16 protein-coding genes are annotated in these 19,719 nt (G+C 55.0%); 9 read left to right on the top strand and 7 right to left on the bottom strand.

The features are described from left to right. Positions 1-23 precede the first annotated feature (23 nt). Positions 24-1,319: a phage tail protein gene (locus HV157_RS05370; RefSeq protein WP_182268423.1), complete on the top strand. Its 1,296-nt coding sequence runs from the start codon at positions 24-26 to the stop codon at positions 1,317-1,319. 95 nt (positions 1,320-1,414) lie between these two features. On the opposite strand, the gene HV157_RS05365 is transcribed toward HV157_RS05370, so the two are convergent. Further along, positions 1,415-1,681: a DinI family protein gene (locus HV157_RS05365; protein WP_182268424.1), complete on the bottom strand. Its 267-nt coding sequence runs from the start codon at positions 1,679-1,681 to the stop codon at positions 1,415-1,417. A 422-nt stretch (positions 1,682-2,103) separates the two neighbouring features. On the opposite strand from HV157_RS05365, the gene pepN reads away from it, so the two are divergent. Next, positions 2,104-4,716 (top strand): aminopeptidase N, encoded by a 2,613-nt coding sequence (gene pepN / locus HV157_RS05360; protein WP_063925140.1) that lies wholly within the window; start codon positions 2,104-2,106, stop codon positions 4,714-4,716. A gap of 43 nt (positions 4,717-4,759) precedes the next feature. Here pepN and ssuB read toward each other — a convergent pair whose 3' ends face one another. Genes ssuB through ssuE form a run of 5 tightly spaced genes read right to left on the bottom strand, consistent with a single transcriptional unit; the run spans position 4,760 to position 9,000 of the window. Next, positions 4,760-5,530, bottom strand: coding sequence for an aliphatic sulfonates ABC transporter ATP-binding protein (gene ssuB / locus HV157_RS05355; protein ID WP_182268425.1), 771 nt, complete (start codon positions 5,528-5,530; stop codon positions 4,760-4,762). Next, positions 5,527-6,318: an aliphatic sulfonate ABC transporter permease SsuC gene (ssuC, locus tag HV157_RS05350; protein ID WP_182268426.1), complete on the bottom strand. Its 792-nt coding sequence runs from the start codon at positions 6,316-6,318 to the stop codon at positions 5,527-5,529. Before ssuC ends, ssuB begins: the two co-directional genes overlap by 4 nt. Positions 6,319-6,327: 9 nt before the next feature. Beyond that, entirely contained in the window at positions 6,328-7,473 is a 1,146-nt protein-coding gene (ssuD, locus tag HV157_RS05345; protein WP_182378404.1) for an FMNH2-dependent alkanesulfonate monooxygenase, read from the bottom strand. Further along, positions 7,470-8,432 carry a sulfonate ABC transporter substrate-binding protein gene (locus HV157_RS05340; RefSeq protein ID WP_182268428.1) on the bottom strand — a complete coding sequence of 321 codons (963 nt, stop codon included), beginning with the start codon at positions 8,430-8,432 and terminating at the stop codon, positions 7,470-7,472. The genes ssuD and HV157_RS05340 overlap by 4 nt, the downstream gene beginning before the upstream one ends. After that, on the bottom strand, positions 8,425-9,000 hold the full coding sequence (ssuE, locus tag HV157_RS05335) for an NADPH-dependent FMN reductase (RefSeq protein WP_032681324.1): 576 nt from the start codon (positions 8,998-9,000) through the stop codon (positions 8,425-8,427). Before ssuE ends, HV157_RS05340 begins: the two co-directional genes overlap by 8 nt. 249 nt (positions 9,001-9,249) lie before the next feature. Here ssuE and pyrD point away from each other — a divergent pair, with 249 nt between their 5' ends. Both pyrD and zapC read left to right on the top strand, forming a co-directional pair. Next, on the top strand, positions 9,250-10,260 hold the full coding sequence (pyrD, locus tag HV157_RS05330; protein ID WP_041162521.1) for a quinone-dependent dihydroorotate dehydrogenase: 1,011 nt from the start codon (positions 9,250-9,252) through the stop codon (positions 10,258-10,260). 165 nt (positions 10,261-10,425) lie between these two features. Then, entirely contained in the window at positions 10,426-10,968 is a 543-nt protein-coding gene (gene zapC, locus HV157_RS05325; RefSeq protein ID WP_182268429.1) for a cell division protein ZapC, read from the top strand. Here the strand turns inward: zapC and HV157_RS05320 are convergent. After that, positions 10,965-12,074 (bottom strand): YcbX family protein, encoded by a 1,110-nt coding sequence (locus tag HV157_RS05320; RefSeq protein ID WP_182268430.1) that lies wholly within the window; start codon positions 12,072-12,074, stop codon positions 10,965-10,967. The genes zapC and HV157_RS05320 overlap by 4 nt on opposite strands. Before the next feature lie 98 nt (positions 12,075-12,172). Here HV157_RS05320 and rlmKL point away from each other — a divergent pair, with 98 nt between their 5' ends. From rlmKL to pqiC, 5 genes are read left to right on the top strand one after another with little or no spacing between them, the layout of a single operon-like run. Next, a complete protein-coding gene (rlmKL, locus tag HV157_RS05315) occupies positions 12,173-14,281 on the top strand; it encodes a bifunctional 23S rRNA (guanine(2069)-N(7))-methyltransferase RlmK/23S rRNA (guanine(2445)-N(2))-methyltransferase RlmL (RefSeq protein WP_014169422.1) in 2,109 nt (702 codons plus the stop codon). Between the two features lie 12 nt (positions 14,282-14,293). Next, positions 14,294-16,201, top strand: a complete 1,908-nt coding sequence (locus HV157_RS05310) for an ABC transporter ATP-binding protein (RefSeq protein WP_014169423.1) — start codon at positions 14,294-14,296, stop codon at positions 16,199-16,201. A gap of 13 nt (positions 16,202-16,214) precedes the next feature. Then, positions 16,215-17,468 (top strand): membrane integrity-associated transporter subunit PqiA, encoded by a 1,254-nt coding sequence (gene pqiA, locus HV157_RS05305; RefSeq protein WP_020884797.1) that lies wholly within the window; start codon positions 16,215-16,217, stop codon positions 17,466-17,468. 4 nt (positions 17,469-17,472) lie between these two features. Beyond that, positions 17,473-19,113 carry an intermembrane transport protein PqiB gene (gene pqiB / locus HV157_RS05300; RefSeq protein WP_020884796.1) on the top strand — a complete coding sequence of 547 codons (1,641 nt, stop codon included), beginning with the start codon at positions 17,473-17,475 and terminating at the stop codon, positions 19,111-19,113. Further along, complete coding sequence (gene pqiC / locus HV157_RS05295; protein ID WP_025204538.1) at positions 19,110-19,676, top strand: membrane integrity-associated transporter subunit PqiC; 567 nt, start codon at positions 19,110-19,112, stop codon at positions 19,674-19,676. The genes pqiB and pqiC overlap by 4 nt, the downstream gene beginning before the upstream one ends. The last annotated feature ends 43 nt before the right edge of the window (positions 19,677-19,719 follow it).

Genomic DNA, 19,719 nt, shown 5'->3' with positions numbered 1-19,719 from the left:
GGTTTTTATTCCCTGGAGAAAATATGATTTACACAACAGGCACCATTGCTATTAGTCGTAACAATGTCACCGGCACAGGTACTAATTTTACCGCCGCAGGTTCTCTGATCCGCAACGGCTGCACCGTTATTGCAATGACCAGCCCAGCGCAGGTTTTCCAGATTACCGCGATTGGAAGCGCAACCTCTCTCACCGTTACGCCAGCTGCTAACCCTGATATCCCTGCTGGAACCAAATATGCAATTCTTCTGAGCGACAGCCTTAGCGTTGACGGTCTGGCGCAGGACATCGCTGAAACCTTCACTATGTATCAGCGTTACATGAGCGGTTTCGCTGATGTGATGAACGGTACTACAGACGTCACTATCACGATTAACGGTGTGGCCGTCACAGTACCAGGCCAGAAATCACTGGCGAAGAAAGGGGCTAACAGCGATATAACCAGCCTAAGTGGCCTGACTACCGCACTCAGCGTTGGCCAGGGTGGCACTGGTGCGAAAACCGCCGCAGACGCTCGCACAAACCTTGGTTTAGGAACATCAGCGACAAAGGATACGGGCACATCACCCGGTCATGTTCTATTGGTAGGGTCAGCATTTGGTTTGGGCGGTGATTTAGCTGGGTACTCTTATTCACAACCAACAGGTTTTTATACTGGCCAACCCGATCCTCCAACTCCAGATTATGGCGGTGGGTGTCTACGCATGAGTATTAGTGGTTATCAGTCAGAATGGTTTTCTCCGTTAGCTGGCACGGTGAGATTTTTTGCACGTAACATCAACTCCTCCACAGGCGGCAGCAATTGGGCTGAATTCTATTCTACTGCGAATACCACTAAGGCCAGCGATGGAACACTAAAAGCAGCCTCGCCGGTTGCACGCATTATTAAATCTCAAGAAGAAAACCAGCGAAGCGATATTGTTGATGATGGTTTTTTATGGTGCGGCTGTGGTGCGGCGAACGCCGAGGCAGAGGGCATTACTATTTCACGGCTTGATGTCGGCGTTTATGTTCTCACAGGTTCGGCAGGTCTGGCGTCTGATGGGTGGCAGTTACTGCCTCCAATGGACCCTAGCGGCATGGGAGAACTTGGCGTAGTTGAGGCAGTTAAAACCGATAACGGCGAACTGACAATCCGTCTGTTTAAGCGCAAATACATGCTGGGCGATGAAGGTGAGATTGTAAAAACAAAAGGGGAGCCGATCGACGTACCGGCTAACAGCTGGATTGATGTTCGCCTGGACATGCCTGAAAACAGCGTCTGGAATCAGCGCCAGAAAGAGGCGATGGCAAAAGAGACTCAAGAACCTGCTTCGTAAAGAAAACCGCTGCCCATCGTATGCAAGAATGGGCGGCGGCTGATTGCTCAGTGTTCATGTCCGAGCAATCGTTGTGAATATTACCCGAGAGATAGTTAAAGACTAACCTGGCGAACAGTCGGGAACTCAGAAACCAGCCACATATCGGACTCTTCAAACATTTCCTCCAGCATGCAGTTCAGTTTTTCCCGATCACTTTTGCTGGCGTCGCTATTTAAAGCGTTCGCCTGCATCGGCTTCACCCTCACTTCGGCATCAGGGAAAATCTGGTGCACCCGCTTTGTCAGTTCGGCCAGAATGATCTCTCTTGCCCCAGTCAGTCCATCAACATTACGTTTGTCATATACCAATTCAACGAACATAAATACACCCTTGACACTGTTTGTATATACAGTATTAAAAGCGCGGTAGGTTTGTCTGTCAAGATGCCAGATGCAAGTAGTCGTGTTTTGGGGCGTTCGTTGAAGTGAATTTTAAGCCAACTCGCCTAGAACGCTGATGGTGTCTGGTGTTGACATAATTCAGCCATGGGGCATGGATGGGGCAAAAGTGGTCTGTGAAGTTCGTTAAAGTTCGTTAATAATGCTTTGCCTCGATGTCGCTCATCCCTTGTTTAATGCGCTCCTGGACGATCTTTATCGATTTTAAAAATTATGAGTTCATATTATACAAATGTAGCGAAAAAGGTGTTTGTACCTGAAAAGATGAACATTCTGCATAGCGCGTTTTACACAACAGGAATAGACTGGATTCGTTATTCGACAAACGATGCATAAGGTTTTCTATGACACAACAGCCACAAGCCAAATACCGCCACGACTACCGTGCGCCGGATTACCTGATTAGCGATATCGATCTGACTTTTGACCTGGATGCCACTAAAACCGTTGTCACGGCGGTAAGCCAGCTCACGCGCCAGAGCGCGACGGCTGTGCCGCTGCGTCTGGATGGTGAAGACCTGACGCTGGTCTCCGTGCAGATCAATGATCAAGCATGGTCTGACTATAAAATAGAAGGCAACCAGCTGGTTATCGACAACCTGCCGGAACGCTTTACGCTGCGCATCGTGAATGAAATCAGCCCCGCTGCCAACACGGCGCTGGAAGGGCTTTACCAGTCTGGCGTGGCCCTGTGCACTCAGTGTGAGGCCGAAGGTTTCCGCCACATTACCTGGTATCTTGACCGCCCGGACGTGCTGGCACGCTTTACAACGAAAATCATTGCCGATAAAACCCTCTATCCGTTCCTGCTTTCCAACGGCAACCGCGTAGGTGAAGGCGAGCTGGAAAACGGTCGCCACTGGGTACAGTGGCAGGATCCGTTCCCGAAACCGTGTTACCTGTTTGCGCTGGTGGCGGGTGATTTCGACGTGCTGCGTGATACGTTCAAAACCCGTTCAGGCCGCGACGTCGCGCTGGAGTTGTTCGTCGACCGCGGCAACCTGGACCGCGCGCCATGGGCGATGACCTCGCTTATCAACTCCATGAAGTGGGATGAAGAGCGCTTTGGCCTCGAGTATGACCTCGACATCTATATGATCGTTGCTGTCGACTTCTTCAACATGGGCGCGATGGAGAATAAAGGTCTTAACGTCTTTAACTCCAAATACGTCCTGGCGCGAACCGATACCGCGACCGATAAAGATTACCTGGATATTGAACGCGTCATCGGACACGAGTATTTCCATAACTGGACCGGAAACCGCGTCACCTGCCGTGACTGGTTCCAGCTGAGCCTGAAAGAGGGCCTGACCGTCTTCCGTGACCAGGAGTTCAGTTCCGATCTGGGTTCCCGTGCGGTGAACCGCATTAACAACGTGCGCACCATGCGTGGCCTGCAGTTTGCGGAAGATGCCAGCCCAATGGCACACCCTATCCGTCCCGATAAAGTCATCGAGATGAATAACTTCTACACCCTGACGGTGTACGAAAAAGGGGCGGAAATTATCCGTATGATCCATACCCTGCTGGGTGAAGAGAACTTCCAGAAAGGGATGCAGCTCTACTTCGAGCGTCATGACGGCAGCGCAGCCACCTGCGACGATTTTGTGCAGGCGATGGAGGATGCGTCTAATGTCGATCTTTCCCATTTCCGCCGCTGGTACAGCCAGGCCGGGACGCCGATTGTCACCGTCAAAGACGACTACAATCCGGAAACCGAGCAGTACACCCTGACCATCAGCCAGCGCACGCCGCCAACGGCAGAGCAGGAAGAAAAACACCCGCTGCACATTCCGTTCAGTATTGAACTGTATGACAACGAGGGTAACGTGATCCCGCTGCAGAAGGGCGGTCATCCGGTCCACCACGTCCTGAACGTGACCCAGGCGGAACAGACCTTTATCTTTGATAACGTCTATTTCCAGCCGGTTCCCGCGCTGCTGTGTGAATTCTCTGCGCCCGTGAAACTGGAATATAAGTGGAGCGACCAGCAACTGACGTTCCTGATGCGTCATGCGCGCAATGACTTCTCACGCTGGGATGCGGCGCAAAGCCTGCTGGCGACCTACATCAAGCTGAACGTTAATCGTCATCAGCAGGGCCAGCCGCTGTCGCTGCCGGTTCACGTTGCGGATGCATTCCGCGCAGTCCTGCTGGATGAGAAGATTGACCCGGCGCTGGCGGCTGAAATTCTGACGTTGCCATCCGCAGGCGAAATCGCCGAACTGTTCGACATCATCGATCCGATTGCCATTGTGGCGGTGCGTGAAGCGCTGACCCGTACGCTGGCGAACGAGCTTGCGGACGAATTCCTCGCAATCTACAACGCCAATAAGCTTGACGCTTATCGTGTGGAACATGCTGACATCGGTAAACGTTCCCTGCGTAACACCTGCCTGCGTTATCTGGCCTTCGGTGAGCGCGAGCTGGCAAACACGCTGGTGAGCAAGCAGTATCACGAAGCAGACAACATGACCGACGCGCTGGCAGCCCTGGCTGCAAGTGTTGCCGCTGAACTGCCATGCCGTGATGCGCTGATGCAGGAGTACGACGACAAGTGGCATCAGGATGGTCTGGTCATGGACAAGTGGTTCATCCTGCAGGCCACCAGCCCGGCGGCCGATGTCCTCAGCAATGTACGCAGTCTGCTGAAGCATCGCTCCTTCACCATGAGCAACCCAAACCGCGTGCGTTCCCTGATTGGTGCGTTTGCCAGCAGCAACCCGGCGGCGTTCCATGCGGAAGATGGCAGCGGTTATCAGTTTATGGTGGAAATGTTGACCGAGCTGAACAGCCGTAACCCACAGGTGGCGTCACGCCTGATTGAGCCGCTGATCCGTCTGAAACGCTATGATGCACAGCGCCAGGCGAAAATGCGTGCTGCGCTTGAGCAGCTGAAAGGGCTGGAAAACCTGTCTGGCGATCTGTACGAGAAGATCGCTAAGGCACTGGCCTGATCGAAAGACCCATCCTCCCTCTCCCGGTGGGAGAGGGAGGATGTCACCCGTGAGCCGTCTTTAACGCTCGCTCGCTGACCCCGCGCTTCATCACTCGATTCAGCACTTCCGCCTCCAGCTCTGCCAGTCTTGCCGACCCTACGCGGCGCGGACGCGCAATATCGACCGTGACATCAAGACCGATTTTCCCTTCTTCTATTAGCAGCACGCGGTCTGCCATCGCGACGGCTTCGCTCACGTCGTGCGTCACCAGAAGTACCGTAAAGCCATGCTTTTGCCAGAGTGAGGCAATCAGGTCCTGCATTTCGATTCGCGTCAGGGCGTCGAGCGCGCCGAGTGGCTCATCCAGCAGCAGCCAGCCCGGACGATGTATCAGCGCCCGCGCCAGCGCCACGCGCTGCTTCTGCCCGCCGGAGAGCGCAGCAGGCCATTCATCCGCACGGTTTTCCAGCCCTACGGCGGCCAACGCCTGGCGGGCTTCATCCCGCCAGTTGCCGTTGAGGCCCAGTCCGACATTATCAATCACCGTTTTCCAGGGCAGCAGGCGCGCGTCCTGAAACATCATGCGGGTATCATCCTGAATAGTGGCCAGCGGTGTCGCGCCTGCCAGAATTTCGCCGCCGTTGGGGCATTCCAGCCCGGCTAAAAGGCGTAACAGCGTACTCTTGCCGCCACCACTGCGGCCCACAATGGCGACAAATTGTCCGGCAGGAATATGCAGATCCAGCGCGTTGAGAATCGTGTTTTCGCCATAGCGCTTCGTGACACCGTTAAGGAGCAGCGGTGTACCCTGAGTCAGTCGGGCAGTATTCATGCTTTAGCCTCCTGTGAAATATAGGCTGGATTCCAGCGCAGCCAGCTGCGTTCCAGCCACTGGGCGCTGACGTCGGCAAGTTTGCCGAGCAGGGCATAGAGGATAATGGCCACCACCACCACGTCCGTTTGCAGGAATTCGCGGGCGTTCATCGCCAGATAGCCAATCCCTGAGTTTGCAGAGATGGTCTCTGCCACAATCAGCGTCAGCCACATCAGGCCGAGCGCAAAGCGCACGCCGACCACTATGGAGGGCAGGGCGCCCGGCAGGATCACATGCATAAAGAGGGCAAAACCGGACAGGCCGTAACTGCGTGCCATTTCGACCAGTCCGCGATCGATGTTGCGGATCCCGTGCCAGGTATTAATGTAAATCGGGAACAGCGTGCCCAGCGCGACGAGAAAAATTTTGGCGCTCTCATCAATACCAAACCACAAAATGACCAGCGGGATCAGCGCCAGATGCGGCACGTTACGCAGCATCTGAATGGAGGTATCGAGCAGCCGCTCGCCCCAGCGAGAAAGCCCGCTGATCAGACCCAGTACCAGGCCGATGCTTCCACCAATCGAAAAACCAATTACCGCACGCCATGAGCTGATGGCCAGATGCTGCCAGAGTTCGCCGCTGACGCTCAGCGACCAGAATGCCTCTATTACGCCCTCCGGAGAGGGCAGAATACGGCTCGACAGCCAGCCGGCAGAAGACGCGAGTTGCCAGACAAGCACAATGCCAACGGGTAAAAACCACGGGGCGGCACGTAGCAACCATTTTTGTGAGGGGGCATTCATGGCAACTCCTTAGCTTTGTGCGGCTCTTCGCGGGATAAACTCGTTAGCCACGGCTTCGCCCTGAAGCTGGAGCTGGCGGGGCTGCGGTACGTCCGGGATGGCGACATCCAGATGCGGGAATAACAGCTCGCCCACTTTGTAGGCCTCTTCCAGGTGCGGATAACCGGAGAGGATAAAACTGTCGATACCCAGGTCCGCGTATTCATTGATCCGCGCAGCCACCGTTGGACCGTCGCCGACCAGCGCGGTACCCGCACCGCCGCGCACCAGGCCGACGCCCGCCCACAGGTTCGGGCTGATCTCCAGACTCTCGCGCTTACCGTTGTGCAATGACGCCATTCTGTGCTGGCCGACGGAGTCGGTTTTCGCAAACGCCGCCTGAGCTTTAGCGATAGTCTCATCATCGAGATGCGCGATCAGCCGGTCGGCCGCCTGCCAGGCTTCTTCATTGGTTTCACGCACAATCACATGCAGGCGAATACCAAAGCGCACCTTGCGACCATGCGCTGCCGCTTTGGCGCGCACCTGGGCAATTTTCTCTTTGACCAGCTCGGGCGGCTCACCCCAGGTGAGGTAGAGATCAACCTGTTCAGCCGCCAGATCCTGCGCCACATCTGATGAGCCGCCGAAGTAAAGAGGAGGGCGCGGCTGCTGCACCGGCGGGAAGTAGAGCCTGGCGTCGCGAACGTGAATATGTTTACCTTCGAAGGTGACGGTTTCCCCCTCCAGCAGACGTCGCCAGACGCGGGTGAACTCGGCGGACGCTTCATAGCGTTCGGTGTGATCGAGGAACACGCCGTCACCCGCCAGCTCCTGCGGATCGCTTCCGGTGACCAGGTTAAACAGGGCCCGGCCGTTAGAGAGCCTGTCGAGCGTTGCCGCCTGGCGCGCCGCGACGGTCGGGGAGACCACGCTCGGACGCAGTGCCACGAGGAACTTCAGGCGTTGGGTCACGGGGATCATCGATGCGGCTACCAGCCACGCATCCTCGCACGAGCGTCCGGTGGGGATCAGTACGCCGGTAAAACCGATTCGGTCGGCTGCCTGCGCAATCTGCTGCAGATAGCTGTGGTCAACCGGGCGTGAACCCTCTTCTGTGCCAAGATAGTGTCCATCACCGTGGGTGGGTAAAAACCAGAAAAGATTCAGACTCATGATTTGGTTCCTTCTTTGCCTGCGGGTTGCCAGATGCGTTCGCGAATATTCACCTGTTTTGGAACAAGGCGATTTTGATAGAAGAGATCTGCGGTTTGCTGCTGCAGCGCAGCGACGTGTGCGTCCACCGGGGTAATGGTGGTCTGTGGACGGTGATCGAGATAGCTCGCGATCACCGGCTCAGGTAAGCCCATGGTTTTCGCCAGCAGGGTAATGCTTTCCTGACGTTGGCTTTGCGTTAGCGCATCCGCCTGAGTAAAGGTGTTAAGAACATCCTGAATAAAAGCGCCATTCTTTTCCGCATACGGGCGCGCGGCGAGGTAGAACGAGCCGGTTTGTTTCAGCGTGGTGCCATCTTTTAATACCCGCACGCCACCCTGCAGTAAAGCTGCGGAGTAGTAGGGATCCCAGATAGCCCACGCGTCGACATTGCCCTGCTGGAAAGCGGCGCGAGCATCAGCCGGCGTCAAATAGACGGGTTGAATGTCGGTGAATTTAAGCCCCGCCTCCTGCAGGGCCCGCAGCAGCAGGTTATGCGAGCTTGAGCCTTTCTGGAATGCAACCTTGTGGCCTTTGAGATCGGCGACCGTCTTAATGGTGCTATTTTCAGGGACCAGAATGACCTCAGCCTTCGGCTTGGCCGGCTCAACGCCGACATAAACCAGGTCGGCCCCCGCCGCCTGCGCGAATATTGGCGGAATATCCCCGGTGCTGCCGAGGTCGATGCTTCCGACATTCAGGGCTTCCAGCATTTGCGGGCCCGCAGGGAACTCAATCCAGGAGAATGTGGTCTTCGGGAAGCGTGTTTCCAGAAGCTGATGGCTTTTAGCCAGCACCATACTGACGCTGCCTTTCTGATAGCCGATGCGTAAATGTTCAGGCGCCGTCTCTGCCGCGTGGGCCGGCGAGGTGAGCGCTAACAGCCCGGCCAGTCCGAGACGGGTTAATCTTTTAAACATGGGCGACTCCCTGTGACGGGTTAAACGCCGGGGCGTGGATATCTCTGCGGTGCAGGGCATGCCAGAAGGTTTCCAGGGCGCTGTCGAGACGGGTTTGCAGATTCGGCGTGAAGTGAGGTTTGTGTTGATAATCGATAACCTGCGAGTCGTCGGCAAAGACGCCGTGGAGGATCTCCTGCGCTTTTAGCGCATTGAGTACCGGCTTGAGGGCATAATCCACCGCCAGTAAATGGGCCACCGTGCCGCCCGTTGCCAATGGCAGGACTACTTTGCCGTCCAGCGCACGTTCAGGCAGCAGATCGAGCAGGGTTTTCAGGGCCCCGGAAAACGAAGCTTTATAGATAGGCGTCGCCACGATTAAGCCATCAGCCCCTTTAAGCTGTTCAGTCAGCGTTTGCAGCGCCGGACTGTCAAAACGGGCGTAGAGCAGATCCTCGGGGTCGAAGTTATGCAGATTCCAGTGGCATACTTCCACATCCAGAGCATTGAGCTTTTCACGGGCATATTCCAGCAGCGCGCTGGAGCGAGAGGGGAATCGTGGACTTCCGGCCAGGGTTATGACGCGCATGCATGCTCCTTATAACTAATTGTTTGCTTTTATCTAACATTCATAACAATTTTCAGGAGTGTGACACTGCCCGGTTATTCCACTAAATGATTTATCTGCAATTAAAATGCGAAAAAGCGCATCAGAACGGGGCTGCGAGGTAAACGATTGCGTCTAACGGTGTTTTTTTTGCCACAGGTCAATTCCCTTTCCGGGCCGGATCGCACATAATCCCCTCCCGGTTTGCACACCGGGAATCCAGGAGAGTTCATGTACTACCCCTTCGTTCGTAAAGCCCTTTTCCAGCTCGACCCTGAGCGCGCTCATGAATTTACATTCCAGCAGTTACGTCGTATTACCGGAACGCCGCTGGCCGCACTGGTGCGTCAAAACGTGCCGGAAAAACCTGTGCAATGCATGGGCCTGACCTTTAAAAATCCGCTGGGTCTTGCGGCGGGTCTGGATAAAAATGGTGAGTGCATTGATGCCCTGGGCGCGATGGGCTTTGGCTCCATCGAAATCGGTACCGTCACGCCGCGTCCGCAGCCAGGTAATGATAAGCCGCGTCTGTTCCGCCTGGTCGAAGCCGAAGGGCTGATCAACCGCATGGGCTTTAATAACCTCGGCGTTGATCACCTTGTTGAGAACGTAAAAAAAGCCCATTTTGATGGTGTATTAGGCATCAATATTGGCAAAAATAAAGACACGCCGGTAGAGCAGGGTAAAGATGACTATCTGATTTGTATGGAAAAAGTCTATGCCTACGCGGGGTATATTGCGGTGAATATTTCCTCACCAAATACCCCAGGTCTGCGCTCTTTACAATATGGCGAAGCACTGGACGATCTTCTGAGTGCCATTAAAAATAAACAAAATGAGCTCCAGGCGATCCACCATAAATATGTTCCGGTCGCGGTTAAGATCGCACCGGATCTTTCTGCTGAAGAATTGATCCAGGTTGCCGACAGTTTAGTTCGCCATAATATTGACGGGGTGATTGCGACCAATACCACACTCGATCGCTCGCTCGTTCAGGGAATGAAAAACTGTGACGAAGCGGGTGGGTTAAGTGGACGTCCGGTACAATTAAAAAGCACAGAAATTATTCGTGCCCTGTCAGCAGAATTAAAAGGACGACTGCCGATTATTGGCGTCGGTGGTATCGACTCCGTGATTGCGGCTCGCGAGAAGATGGCGGCGGGTGCCTCACTGGTGCAAATCTATTCCGGTTTTATTTATAAAGGACCGCAGCTGATTAAAGAAATCGTTACTCATATCTAATCTTTTCTCTTTATCAGACAACCAGGGCTTTATTTCCAGCCCTGGTTGTTTTATATTCCGTCATTGTTGCTTATTTAGTCATTATAGTCTTTTATTAATGGTGTTATAAACGAAGCGGCGAACAGGACATTTTTAGTACAGGAAGTTTGGGGACGGGAGAGAAACATGCGAATTAAACCTGACGATAACTGGCGCTGGTATTTTTGTGACGAGCATGATCGCATGATGCTCGATTTAGCCAATGGTATGTTGTTTCGTTCCCGTTTTGCTCGCCGAATGTTAACCCCGGATGCCTTCTCCCCGTCAGGCTTTTGTGTTGACGACGCTGCGCTTTATTTCTCCTTTGAAGAAAAATGCCGCGACCTGGTGCTTTCTAAAGAGCAGCGTGCCGAACTGGTATTAAACGCGTTAGTGGCTATTCGATTCCTGAAACCGCAAATGCCGAAAAGCTGGCATTTTTTAGCGCACAGCATGAACTGGGCCCCCGCCACCGGTGATGCGGCGAGTGTAAACCTGAGCGATACCGCTGAAGAGGTGAGCCTGCTGGTGGTTGAGCCTGGCGAAAATGCCGCACTCTGTCTGCTGGCCCAGCCCGGAGTGACCATTGCCGGGCGGACGATGCAACTGGGGGATGCCATTAAGGTAATGAATGACAGGCTGAAACCGCAGCAACGCTTAGACGCTTTCAGCCTCGAGCAGGCCGTTTAAGCTTCCAGCTGTACCGACGTTTTCGGAATACAGCTGCAGCACAGAATTGTACCATCATCGCCAATCGCGGATTTTTTCAGCGCGCTGACTTCCCCTTCGACCAGCTTGATTCGACAGCACCCACAGATGCCTGCCCGGCAGGAGTAAGGTACGCGGATCCCCGCTTGTTCCAGCTGTTCAAGTAAAACCTGCTGATTGTTGCCGCGGATAACGGTGCCCTGCCAGTGAATGTCTACGGGCGAGCTGGCTGGCGTCTCAACGTCGACGAACTCTTCTTCCTGACCTGCGCCATACACTCTTGCGGGTCCACGGGCGAGAATTTCGACTTCGTCGCCCACGCGGATGACGCCGCTTGAGCGCGGAATGAGGTTCTGGCCGAAATCCACATCGTCATTGTCCTGCGCTGTGCGGAATGACTGCAGGGTTTTTAACGGCTCGCCGGAAGGGTGTTTCTGGCCTTTTTCGGGACTGACGGTGGTAAAGATACAGCGACTGCAGGGCTTCACGACATCAAATACCACGCTGCCGATACGGATCACCTTCCAGGTATCCTCTTCCCAGGCGTCAGCGCCTGTAACAACCAGGTTGGGACGAAACTGCTCCATCTGGACGCTGGCTTTACAGCGACGCTGCAGGTCGCGCAGGGAGGCGTCGTTAGTCAGCAGGAAGGGGAAGCCGTCCGCGAATGAGAGCGGGACCGCCTCGTGGCGCTTAACGCGCCGCGTCAGCGCCGGGCCGACCCAGCGCAGCTGCACATCCCGGGAGAAGAAGCCGCTCAGCCAGCGGTTAATGTCATCCGGGGCGATGCGCGCGGTAAAATGATTGCCCCACACTTCCGTTGGCGCTTCGACAGGCGCAAAATCAGCAAAGCGGATCACCACGCTGGAGCCATCCGGCGCGGTGAGATGCAAACCGTCATAAAGCGGGGAAGGGGTAAAGCGAACCATTTGTGGGAACTGGCGTGCGGTAATGAACGTACCGTCAGGTTCGGTGACCATAAAGATACGATCGAAGGCAAATCCGCTCATGTCGGCCAGCGCGTGTGAAACGCCGATCCCGCGCATGGATTTCACCGGATGAATAAAAAGCCTGGATAACGTCGCCACTGCACAGCCCCTCGAATGAAAATAAGCCTTCAACTTTATGACATACACGCCATATTAGCTATAATGCGCGACAATTTTCTAAGAGTAAAAGTGACGATATGAATTCTCTGTTTGCCAGTACGGCCCGTGGGCTGGAAGAGCTGTTAAAAACTGAACTGGAAACCCTGGGTGCGCAAGAGTGCCAGGTGGTTCAGGGTGGTGTCCATTTTGAGGGCGACACACGGCTTATTTACCAGAGCCTGATGTGGAGCCGTCTGGCATCACGCATCATGCTGCCGATGAAAGAGTGCAAGGTTTACAGCGACCTTGACCTCTATACCGGCGTACAGATGATCGACTGGACAGAGATCTTCTCCCCGAATGCCACCTTTGCCGTGCACTTTAATGGCGTGAACGATGAAATCCGCAACAGCCAGTACGGTGCCCTGCGCGTTAAAGACGCCATTGTGGACTGCTTCACGCGTAAAAATAAGGAACGCCCAAACGTCGATCGTGAAAATCCCGATCTGCGGATCAACGTCTGGCTCAACGGCGACACCGCCAGTATCTCTCTGGATCTGAGCGGCGCGGGTCTGCACCTGCGTGGTTATCGCGATCGTACCGGTATGGCGCCCATCAAAGAGACTCTCGCCGCCGCCATCGTGATGCGTTCCGGCTGGCAGCCAGGCACACCGCTGCTCGACCCGATGTGTGGCTCCGGTACGCTGCTGATTGAGGCCGCTATGCTGGCCACCGACCGCGCACCGGGCCTGCACCGCGGCCATTGGGGCTTCAGCGGCTGGGCGCAGCACGATGAGGCGCTGTGGAAAGAGGTCAAAGACGAAGCGCAGACCCGTGCACGTAAAGGTCTGGCGGAGTACACCTCCCATTTCTACGGCTCTGACAGCGACTCACGCGTCATTGAGCGTGCGCGCAGCAACGCCCGCCGTGCCGGTATCGGCGAGCTGGTCACCTTCGAAGTGAAAGACGTGGCGAACCTGACCAATCCGCTGCCAAAAGGCCCATACGGTACCGTTATCAGCAACCCGCCTTACGGCGAGCGTCTTGATAGCGAACCGGCGCTGATTGCCCTGCACAGCCTGCTGGGCCGTAATATGAAAAATGACTTTGGCGGCTGGAACCTGTCGCTGTTTAGCGCCTCGCCAGAACTGCTGAGCTGTCTGCAACTGCGTGCCGAACGCCAGTTTAAGGCGAAAAACGGCCCGCTGGACTGCGTGCAGAAAAACTACCATCTGGCCGAGAAAGCGGCGGACAGTAAACCATCGGGTGTGGCGGAAGATTACGCTAACCGCCTGCGTAAGAATCTGAAGAAATTCGAAAAATGGGCGAAACAGGAAGGTATCGAATGTTATCGCCTGTATGATGCCGATCTGCCGGAGTACAACGTGGCGGTTGACCGTTACGCTGACTGGGTTGTGGTGCAGGAATATGCGCCGCCAAAAACGATTGATGCACAAAAAGCGCGTCAGCGTATGCTGGACGTGATTGCGGCAACGATTTCGGTGCTGGGCATTGCGCCTAACAAACTGGTGCTGAAAACCCGTGAGCGTCAGAAAGGGAAAAATCAGTATCAGAAAATGGGTGAGAAGGGTGACTTTATCGAGGTGGGCGAATACAACGCGCGCCTGTGGGTTAACCTGACCGATTATCTGGATACCGGTCTGTTCCTTGACCACCGTATCGCCCGCCGCATGCTGGGCCAGATGAGCAAGGGTAAAGACTTCCTGAACCTGTTCTCCTATACCGGCAGCGCCAGTGTGCATGCTGGCCTTGGCGGCGCGCGCAGTACCACCACGGTGGATATGTCCCGTACTTACCTGGAATGGGCAGAACGTAACCTGCGCCTGAACGGTCTCACCGGGCGTCAGCATCGTCTGATGCAGGCTGACGTGCTGGGCTGGCTACGCGAAACGGACGAACAATTTGATCTGATCTTCATCGATCCCCCAACGTTCTCTAACTCCAAGCGTATGGAAGATAGCTTTGACGTTCAACGCGATCACCTGCGCCTGATGACCGACCTGAAACGCCTGCTGCGTAAGGGCGGTACCATTATGTTCTCGAATAACAAACGCGGCTTCCGCATGGATCATGAGGGGCTGGCTGCTCTGGGACTGAAAGCACAAGAAATTAGCCAAAAAACGCTGTCCCAGGACTTTGCCCGTAATCGTCAGATCCATAACTGCTGGTTGATCTCCGCGGTCTGAAAGGAATAATACATGTCTTTAATTAGTATGCACGGCGCGTGGCTCTCTTTCAGCGACTCGCCGCTTCTCGACAATGCAGAACTGCATATCGAGGACAACGAGCGCGTCTGTCTGGTCGGCCGTAATGGCGCGGGTAAATCCACGCTGATGAAAATCCTCAACCGCGAACAGGGCCTGGACGACGGGCGTATTGTTTACGAGCAGGATCTTATCGTCTCTCGCCTGCAGCAGGATCCGCCGCGTCACGTGACCGGCAGCGTTTACGATTTTGTTGCCGAAGGTATCTCTGAGCAGGCTGAATACCTGAAGCGTTATCACGAGATTTCACACCTGGTGATGACCGACCCGAGCGACAAGAATCTTAACGAACTGGCGAAAGTGCAGGAGATGCTCGATCACCACGGTCTGTGGCAGCTCGAAAACCGCATCAATGAAGTGCTGGCGCAGCTCGGACTGGAACCGGACATGGAGCTGTCGGCGCTTTCTGGCGGCTGGCTGCGTAAGGCTGCGCTTGGCCGCGCGCTGGTCAGCGGGCCGAAAGTGCTGCTGCTGGATGAACCGACGAACCACCTGGATATCGAAGCGATAGACTGGCTGGAAGGGTTCCTCAAAACCTTCAACGGGACCATTATCTTCATCTCCCACGACCGTTCGTTTATCCGCAATATGGCCACGCGTATTGTCGATCTCGATCGTGGCAAGCTGGTGACCTACCCTGGCGATTACGACACCTATCTGCTGGAGAAAGAAGAAAACCTGCGTGTGGAAGAGTTGCAGAACGCTGAATTCGACCGCAAGCTGGCGCAGGAAGAGGTCTGGATCCGTCAGGGCATCAAAGCTCGTCGTACCCGTAATGAAGGCCGCGTTCGCGCGCTGAAAGCGATGCGTCGTGAACGCAGCGAGCGCCGCGAAGTGATGGGCAGCGCCAGAATGCAGGTTGAAGAGGCCTCCCGTTCCGGCAAAATTGTCTTCGAAATGGAAAACGTCAACTATCAGGTTGATGGCAAAGTGCTGGTGAAAGACTTCTCCGCACAGGTTCAGCGTGGGGATAAAATCGCGCTGATCGGGCCGAATGGCTGCGGTAAAACCACGCTGTTGAAGCTGATGCTGGATCAGCTGAAGCCTGACAGCGGCCGCATTCACTGCGGGACTAAGCTCGAAGTGGCTTACTTCGACCAGCACCGTGCGGAGCTGGATCCGGACAGAACGGTGATGGATAACCTGGCGGAAGGTAAACAAGAGGTGATGGTTAACGGTAAGCCGCGCCATGTGCTGGGCTACCTGCAGGACTTCCTGTTCCATCCGAAACGCGCGCTGACGCCGGTACGCGCGTTGTCAGGCGGTGAGCGAAATCGTCTGCTGCTGGCACGTCTGTTCCTGAAGCCAAGTAACCTGCTGATCCTCGATGAACCAACAAACGACCTGGACGTGGAAACGCTCGAACTGCTGGAAGAGCTGATCGACGGCTATCAGGGAACCGTGATGCTGGTAAGCCACGACCGTCAGTTCGTCGATAACACCGTGACCGAGTGCTGGATCTTCGAAGGTGAAGGGCGAATCGGACAGTATGTGGGCGGCTATCACGATGCGAAAGGACAGCAGTCGCAGTCTCAGGCGCTAAAACAGGCTAAATCCAGAACCAGTTCCGAACCTGCTGTAACAAAAGCAGAAACTGTCAAGAAAACCTCGGTTAAACTAAGCTATAACCTGCAGCGCGAACTGGAAGGACTCCCTCAGCGTCTTGAAGAGCTGGAAGCCGCACTTGAAGATCTGCAGGCGCAGGTCGCTGATGCGTCATTCTTTACCCAATCGCATGACTATACTCAAAAAGTACTGGCAGAACTGTCCGCGGCTGAAAAAGCCCTGGAAGAAGCATTTGAGCGCTGGGAGTACCTTGAGTCTCTGAAGAACGGCGCATAAACAGGGATACAATATGTGTGACCAGCACCATGCCGACAGGCATATATTATGCTCTCAATGCGATATGCTCGTGGCGTTGCCAGAGCTTGGTCACGGACATAAAGCCCTGTGTCCCCGTTGCGGTACGACGTTGACAACCGAGTGGGACGCACCAAGGCAGCGTCCCACTGCTTATGCGCTGGCGGCGTTGTTCATGCTGCTGCTTTCCAATCTCTTCCCCTTCATTTATATGAAGGTGGGAGGGATGACCAGCCAGGTCGATTTGCTTGAAATTCCGGGGGTTATGTTCTCGGAAGACTATGCCAGCCTCGGCACCTTTTTCCTCCTGTTCGTACAGATCGTCCCGGCTTTTTGTCTGGTCGTCATTCTGTTGCTGGTGAACCGCGTCGCGATGCCCCTCGCGCTTAAAATCTGGCTCGCGCGTATCCTGTTCCAGTTAAAAAGCTGGGGCATGGCCGAAATCTTTCTGGCGGGAATCCTGGTCAGTTTCGTCAAACTGATGGCGTATGGCGATGTGGGTATCGGCAGCAGCTTTGTACCCTGGTGTCTGTACTGCGTGCTGCAACTGCGCGCCTTCCAGTGTGTGGACAGACGCTGGGCGTGGGACGATATCGCGCCGGCACCGACGCTGGTGCAGACGGTAAAGGTGGGGGTGCCAGGCATCCGTCAGGGGCTTCGTTCTTGCCCATGCTGCACCGCTGTGCTGCCAGCCGATCTGGATGTGTGCCCGCGCTGCGAAACAAAAGGATACGTGCGACGTAAAAATAGCCTGCAGTGGACAATGGCGCTGCTGGTGACTTCCATCATGTTGTACCTGCCGGCCAATATCCTGCCGATTATGATCACCGATTTGCTCGGTGACAAAATGCCCTCGACAATCCTTGCCGGGGTAATACTGCTGTGGGGTGAAGGCTCCTATCCCGTTGCGGGGGTGATCTTTATTGCCAGTATTATGGTACCCACGTTAAAAATGATCGCCATTGCCTGGCTCTGCTGGGATGCGAAAGGCCATGGCAAACGCGACAGCGAACGCATGCACCTGATTTATGAAGTCGTCGAGTTTGTTGGACGCTGGTCAATGATTGATGTGTTTGTTATTGCCGTTCTCTCTGCACTGGTGCGGATGGGCGGATTGATGAGTATTTATCCCGCGATGGGGGCATTAATGTTTGCGCTGGTCGTTATTATGACCATGTTCGCGGCCATGACCTTCGACCCTCGTTTATCGTGGGATCGTGAGCCTGAATCAAGCCATGAGGAACAGTAAGAGCATGGAAAATAAGAGTGGAGAGGCGAAAGTGCAGAAGGTCAAAAACTGGTCGCCGGTGTGGATTTTCCCCATCGTGACCGCGCTGATCGGTGCATGGATCCTGTTTTATCATTACAGCCATCAGGGACCGGAAGTGACGCTCATCACCACCAATGCCGAGGGGATTGAGGGCGGTAAAACGACCATCAAAAGCCGCAGCGTCGATGTGGGCGTGGTTGAAAGCGCAACCCTGACCGACGATTTAACCCATGTGGAAATCAAGGCACGCCTGAACGCGGGCATGGAAAAACTGCTGCACGGTGATTCAGCTTTCTGGGTGGTCAAGCCGCAGGTAGGACGTGAAGGGATCAGCGGCTTAGGTACGCTGCTCTCCGGTGCCTACATTGAACTGCAGCCGGGTAAAAAAGGAAGCCAGCCGGCGCAATACCAACTGCTTGACTCACCACCGCTTGCGCCGCCAGATGCGAAAGGCATCCGCGTGATCCTGGACAGTAAAAAAGCGGGCCAGTTAACGGCGGGCGATCCCGTGCTGTTCCGCGGTTATCGCGTGGGATCGGTTGAAACAAGTACCTTTGATCCGCAAAAGCGCACCATCAGCTATCAGCTGTTCATCAACGCGCCAAACGATCGGCTGGTCACCAGCAACGTCCGTTTCTGGAAGGACAGCGGGATCGCGGTTGATCTGACGTCAGCGGGAATGCGCGTGGAGATGGGCTCCCTGACCACGCTGTTTGGTGGCGGTGTAAGCTTTGATGTGCCGGAAGGGCAAGATTTGGGACAGCCGGTTGCAGAGAAAACGGCGTTCAGGCTTTTTGACGATCAACGCAGCATTCAGGACGCACTCTATACCGATCACATCGACTTCCTGATGTTCTTTAAAGATTCCGTCCGTGGCCTTCAGCCGGGCGCGCCTGTTGAATTCCGCGGCATTCGCCTGGGTACGGTGGGGCAAGTTCCGTTCTTTGTACCGGGTCTGCAGCAGGTACTGGATGACGATTACCGCATTCCGGTACTGATTCGCATTGAGCCGGAACGTCTGCTCAACCAGATTGGCGAGAATCAGGATATTGGTACGCATATTACCGAACTGATGAACCGGGGTCTGCGTGGGTCGCTGAAGACGGGCAACCTGGTGACCGGTGCGCTGTATGTGGATATGGACTTCTATCCAAAAGCCCCGCCGATTACCGGTATCCGGGAGTTCGGTGGTTATAAGATCATCCCGACGGTGAGCAGCGGCCTGGCACAGATCCAGCAGCGTCTGATGGAGACACTGGATAAGATTAACAATCTGCCACTGAATCCGATGATTGAAGCCGCGACCAGTTCGCTCAGCGAAAGTCAGGCAACGATGCGTCGCCTGCAAACCACGCTGGATAATATCAACAAGATCACCGCAAGCCAGAGTATGCAGCAGCTGCCGCAGGATATGCAGAAAACGCTGCGTGAGCTTAACCGCAGTATGCAGGGCTTCCAGCCTGGCTCGGCGGCGTACAACAAGATGGTGGCAGATATGCAACGTCTTGATCAGGTCTTGCGTGAACTGCAGCCGGTTCTGAAAACGCTCAATGAGAAGAGCAACGCGCTGGTGTTCGAAGCGAAAGATAAAAAGGATCCTGAGCCTAAGAGGGCAAAAGAATGAATAAATGGCTATTAATGGTTGGCGCTCTGCTGTTAACGGCGTGCAGTTCAGGCGTGGAGAACAAGAGCTACTATCAGTTGCCTCTTGCAGCGCAAAACGGGGTACAAAGTACCGCCAGTCAGGGAAACCGTCTGCTGTGGGTTGAGCAGGTTGCCGTGCCGGATTATCTGGCAGGCAACGGCGTGGTCTACCAGACCAGCGACGTAAAATACGTGATTGCGACAAACAACCTGTGGGCCAGCCCGCTGGATCAGCAGCTGCGCAACACGCTGGTGGCCAATTTGGGCAGCCAGCTTCCGGGTTGGGTTGTCGCGTCGCAGCCGCTGGGTAACGACCAGGATACGCTGAACGTCACGGTTACGGGTTTCCATGGCCGTTATGACGGTGCGGTGGTGATTAGCGGAGAGTGGTTGCTGAACCATCAGGGCCAGATGATTAAGCGTCCTTTCCATCTTGAGCTGAAACAGCAGAAAGATGGCTACGATGAAATGGTGAAAGTGCTGGCCCAGGGGTGGGCGCAAGAGTCGGCCAGCATCGCCAGGGAGATTTCCCGGCTGCCATAAGTAAAATTCATCGGTAAAAACCGCAGTCGGCCTGTTGCTGATT

Origin of the sequence: Enterobacter sp. RHBSTW-00318, assembly GCF_014101375.1 — a bacterium.
In the GTDB taxonomy this organism is placed as follows: domain Bacteria; phylum Pseudomonadota; class Gammaproteobacteria; order Enterobacterales; family Enterobacteriaceae; genus Enterobacter; species Enterobacter ludwigii.
This window is presented reverse-complemented; position numbering and strand designations above follow the sequence as displayed.

Excerpts from the sequence above, each read along its gene's own strand:
- zapC (WP_182268429.1), top strand. The coding sequence starts at position 10,426 with ATGCGAATTAAACCTGACGATAACTGGCGCTGGTATTTTTGTGACGAG.
- HV157_RS05310 (WP_014169423.1), top strand. The coding sequence starts at position 14,294 with ATGTCTTTAATTAGTATGCACGGCGCGTGGCTCTCTTTCAGCGACTCG.
- ssuE (WP_032681324.1), bottom strand. The coding sequence starts at position 9,000 with ATGCGCGTCATAACCCTGGCCGGAAGTCCACGATTCCCCTCTCGCTCC.
- ssuB (WP_182268425.1), bottom strand. The coding sequence starts at position 5,530 with ATGAATACTGCCCGACTGACTCAGGGTACACCGCTGCTCCTTAACGGT.
- pqiB (WP_020884796.1), top strand. The coding sequence starts at position 17,473 with ATGGAAAATAAGAGTGGAGAGGCGAAAGTGCAGAAGGTCAAAAACTGG.
- pqiA (WP_020884797.1), top strand. The coding sequence starts at position 16,215 with ATGTGTGACCAGCACCATGCCGACAGGCATATATTATGCTCTCAATGC.
- HV157_RS05340 (WP_182268428.1), bottom strand. The coding sequence starts at position 8,432 with ATGTTTAAAAGATTAACCCGTCTCGGACTGGCCGGGCTGTTAGCGCTC.
- rlmKL (WP_014169422.1), top strand. The coding sequence starts at position 12,173 with ATGAATTCTCTGTTTGCCAGTACGGCCCGTGGGCTGGAAGAGCTGTTA.
- pyrD (WP_041162521.1), top strand. The coding sequence starts at position 9,250 with ATGTACTACCCCTTCGTTCGTAAAGCCCTTTTCCAGCTCGACCCTGAG.
- pqiC (WP_025204538.1), top strand. The coding sequence starts at position 19,110 with ATGAATAAATGGCTATTAATGGTTGGCGCTCTGCTGTTAACGGCGTGC.
- pepN (WP_063925140.1), top strand. The coding sequence starts at position 2,104 with ATGACACAACAGCCACAAGCCAAATACCGCCACGACTACCGTGCGCCG.
- ssuC (WP_182268426.1), bottom strand. The coding sequence starts at position 6,318 with ATGAATGCCCCCTCACAAAAATGGTTGCTACGTGCCGCCCCGTGGTTT.
- HV157_RS05370 (WP_182268423.1), top strand. The coding sequence starts at position 24 with ATGATTTACACAACAGGCACCATTGCTATTAGTCGTAACAATGTCACC.
- ssuD (WP_182378404.1), bottom strand. The coding sequence starts at position 7,473 with ATGAGTCTGAATCTTTTCTGGTTTTTACCCACCCACGGTGATGGACAC.
- HV157_RS05365 (WP_182268424.1), bottom strand. The coding sequence starts at position 1,681 with ATGTTCGTTGAATTGGTATATGACAAACGTAATGTTGATGGACTGACT.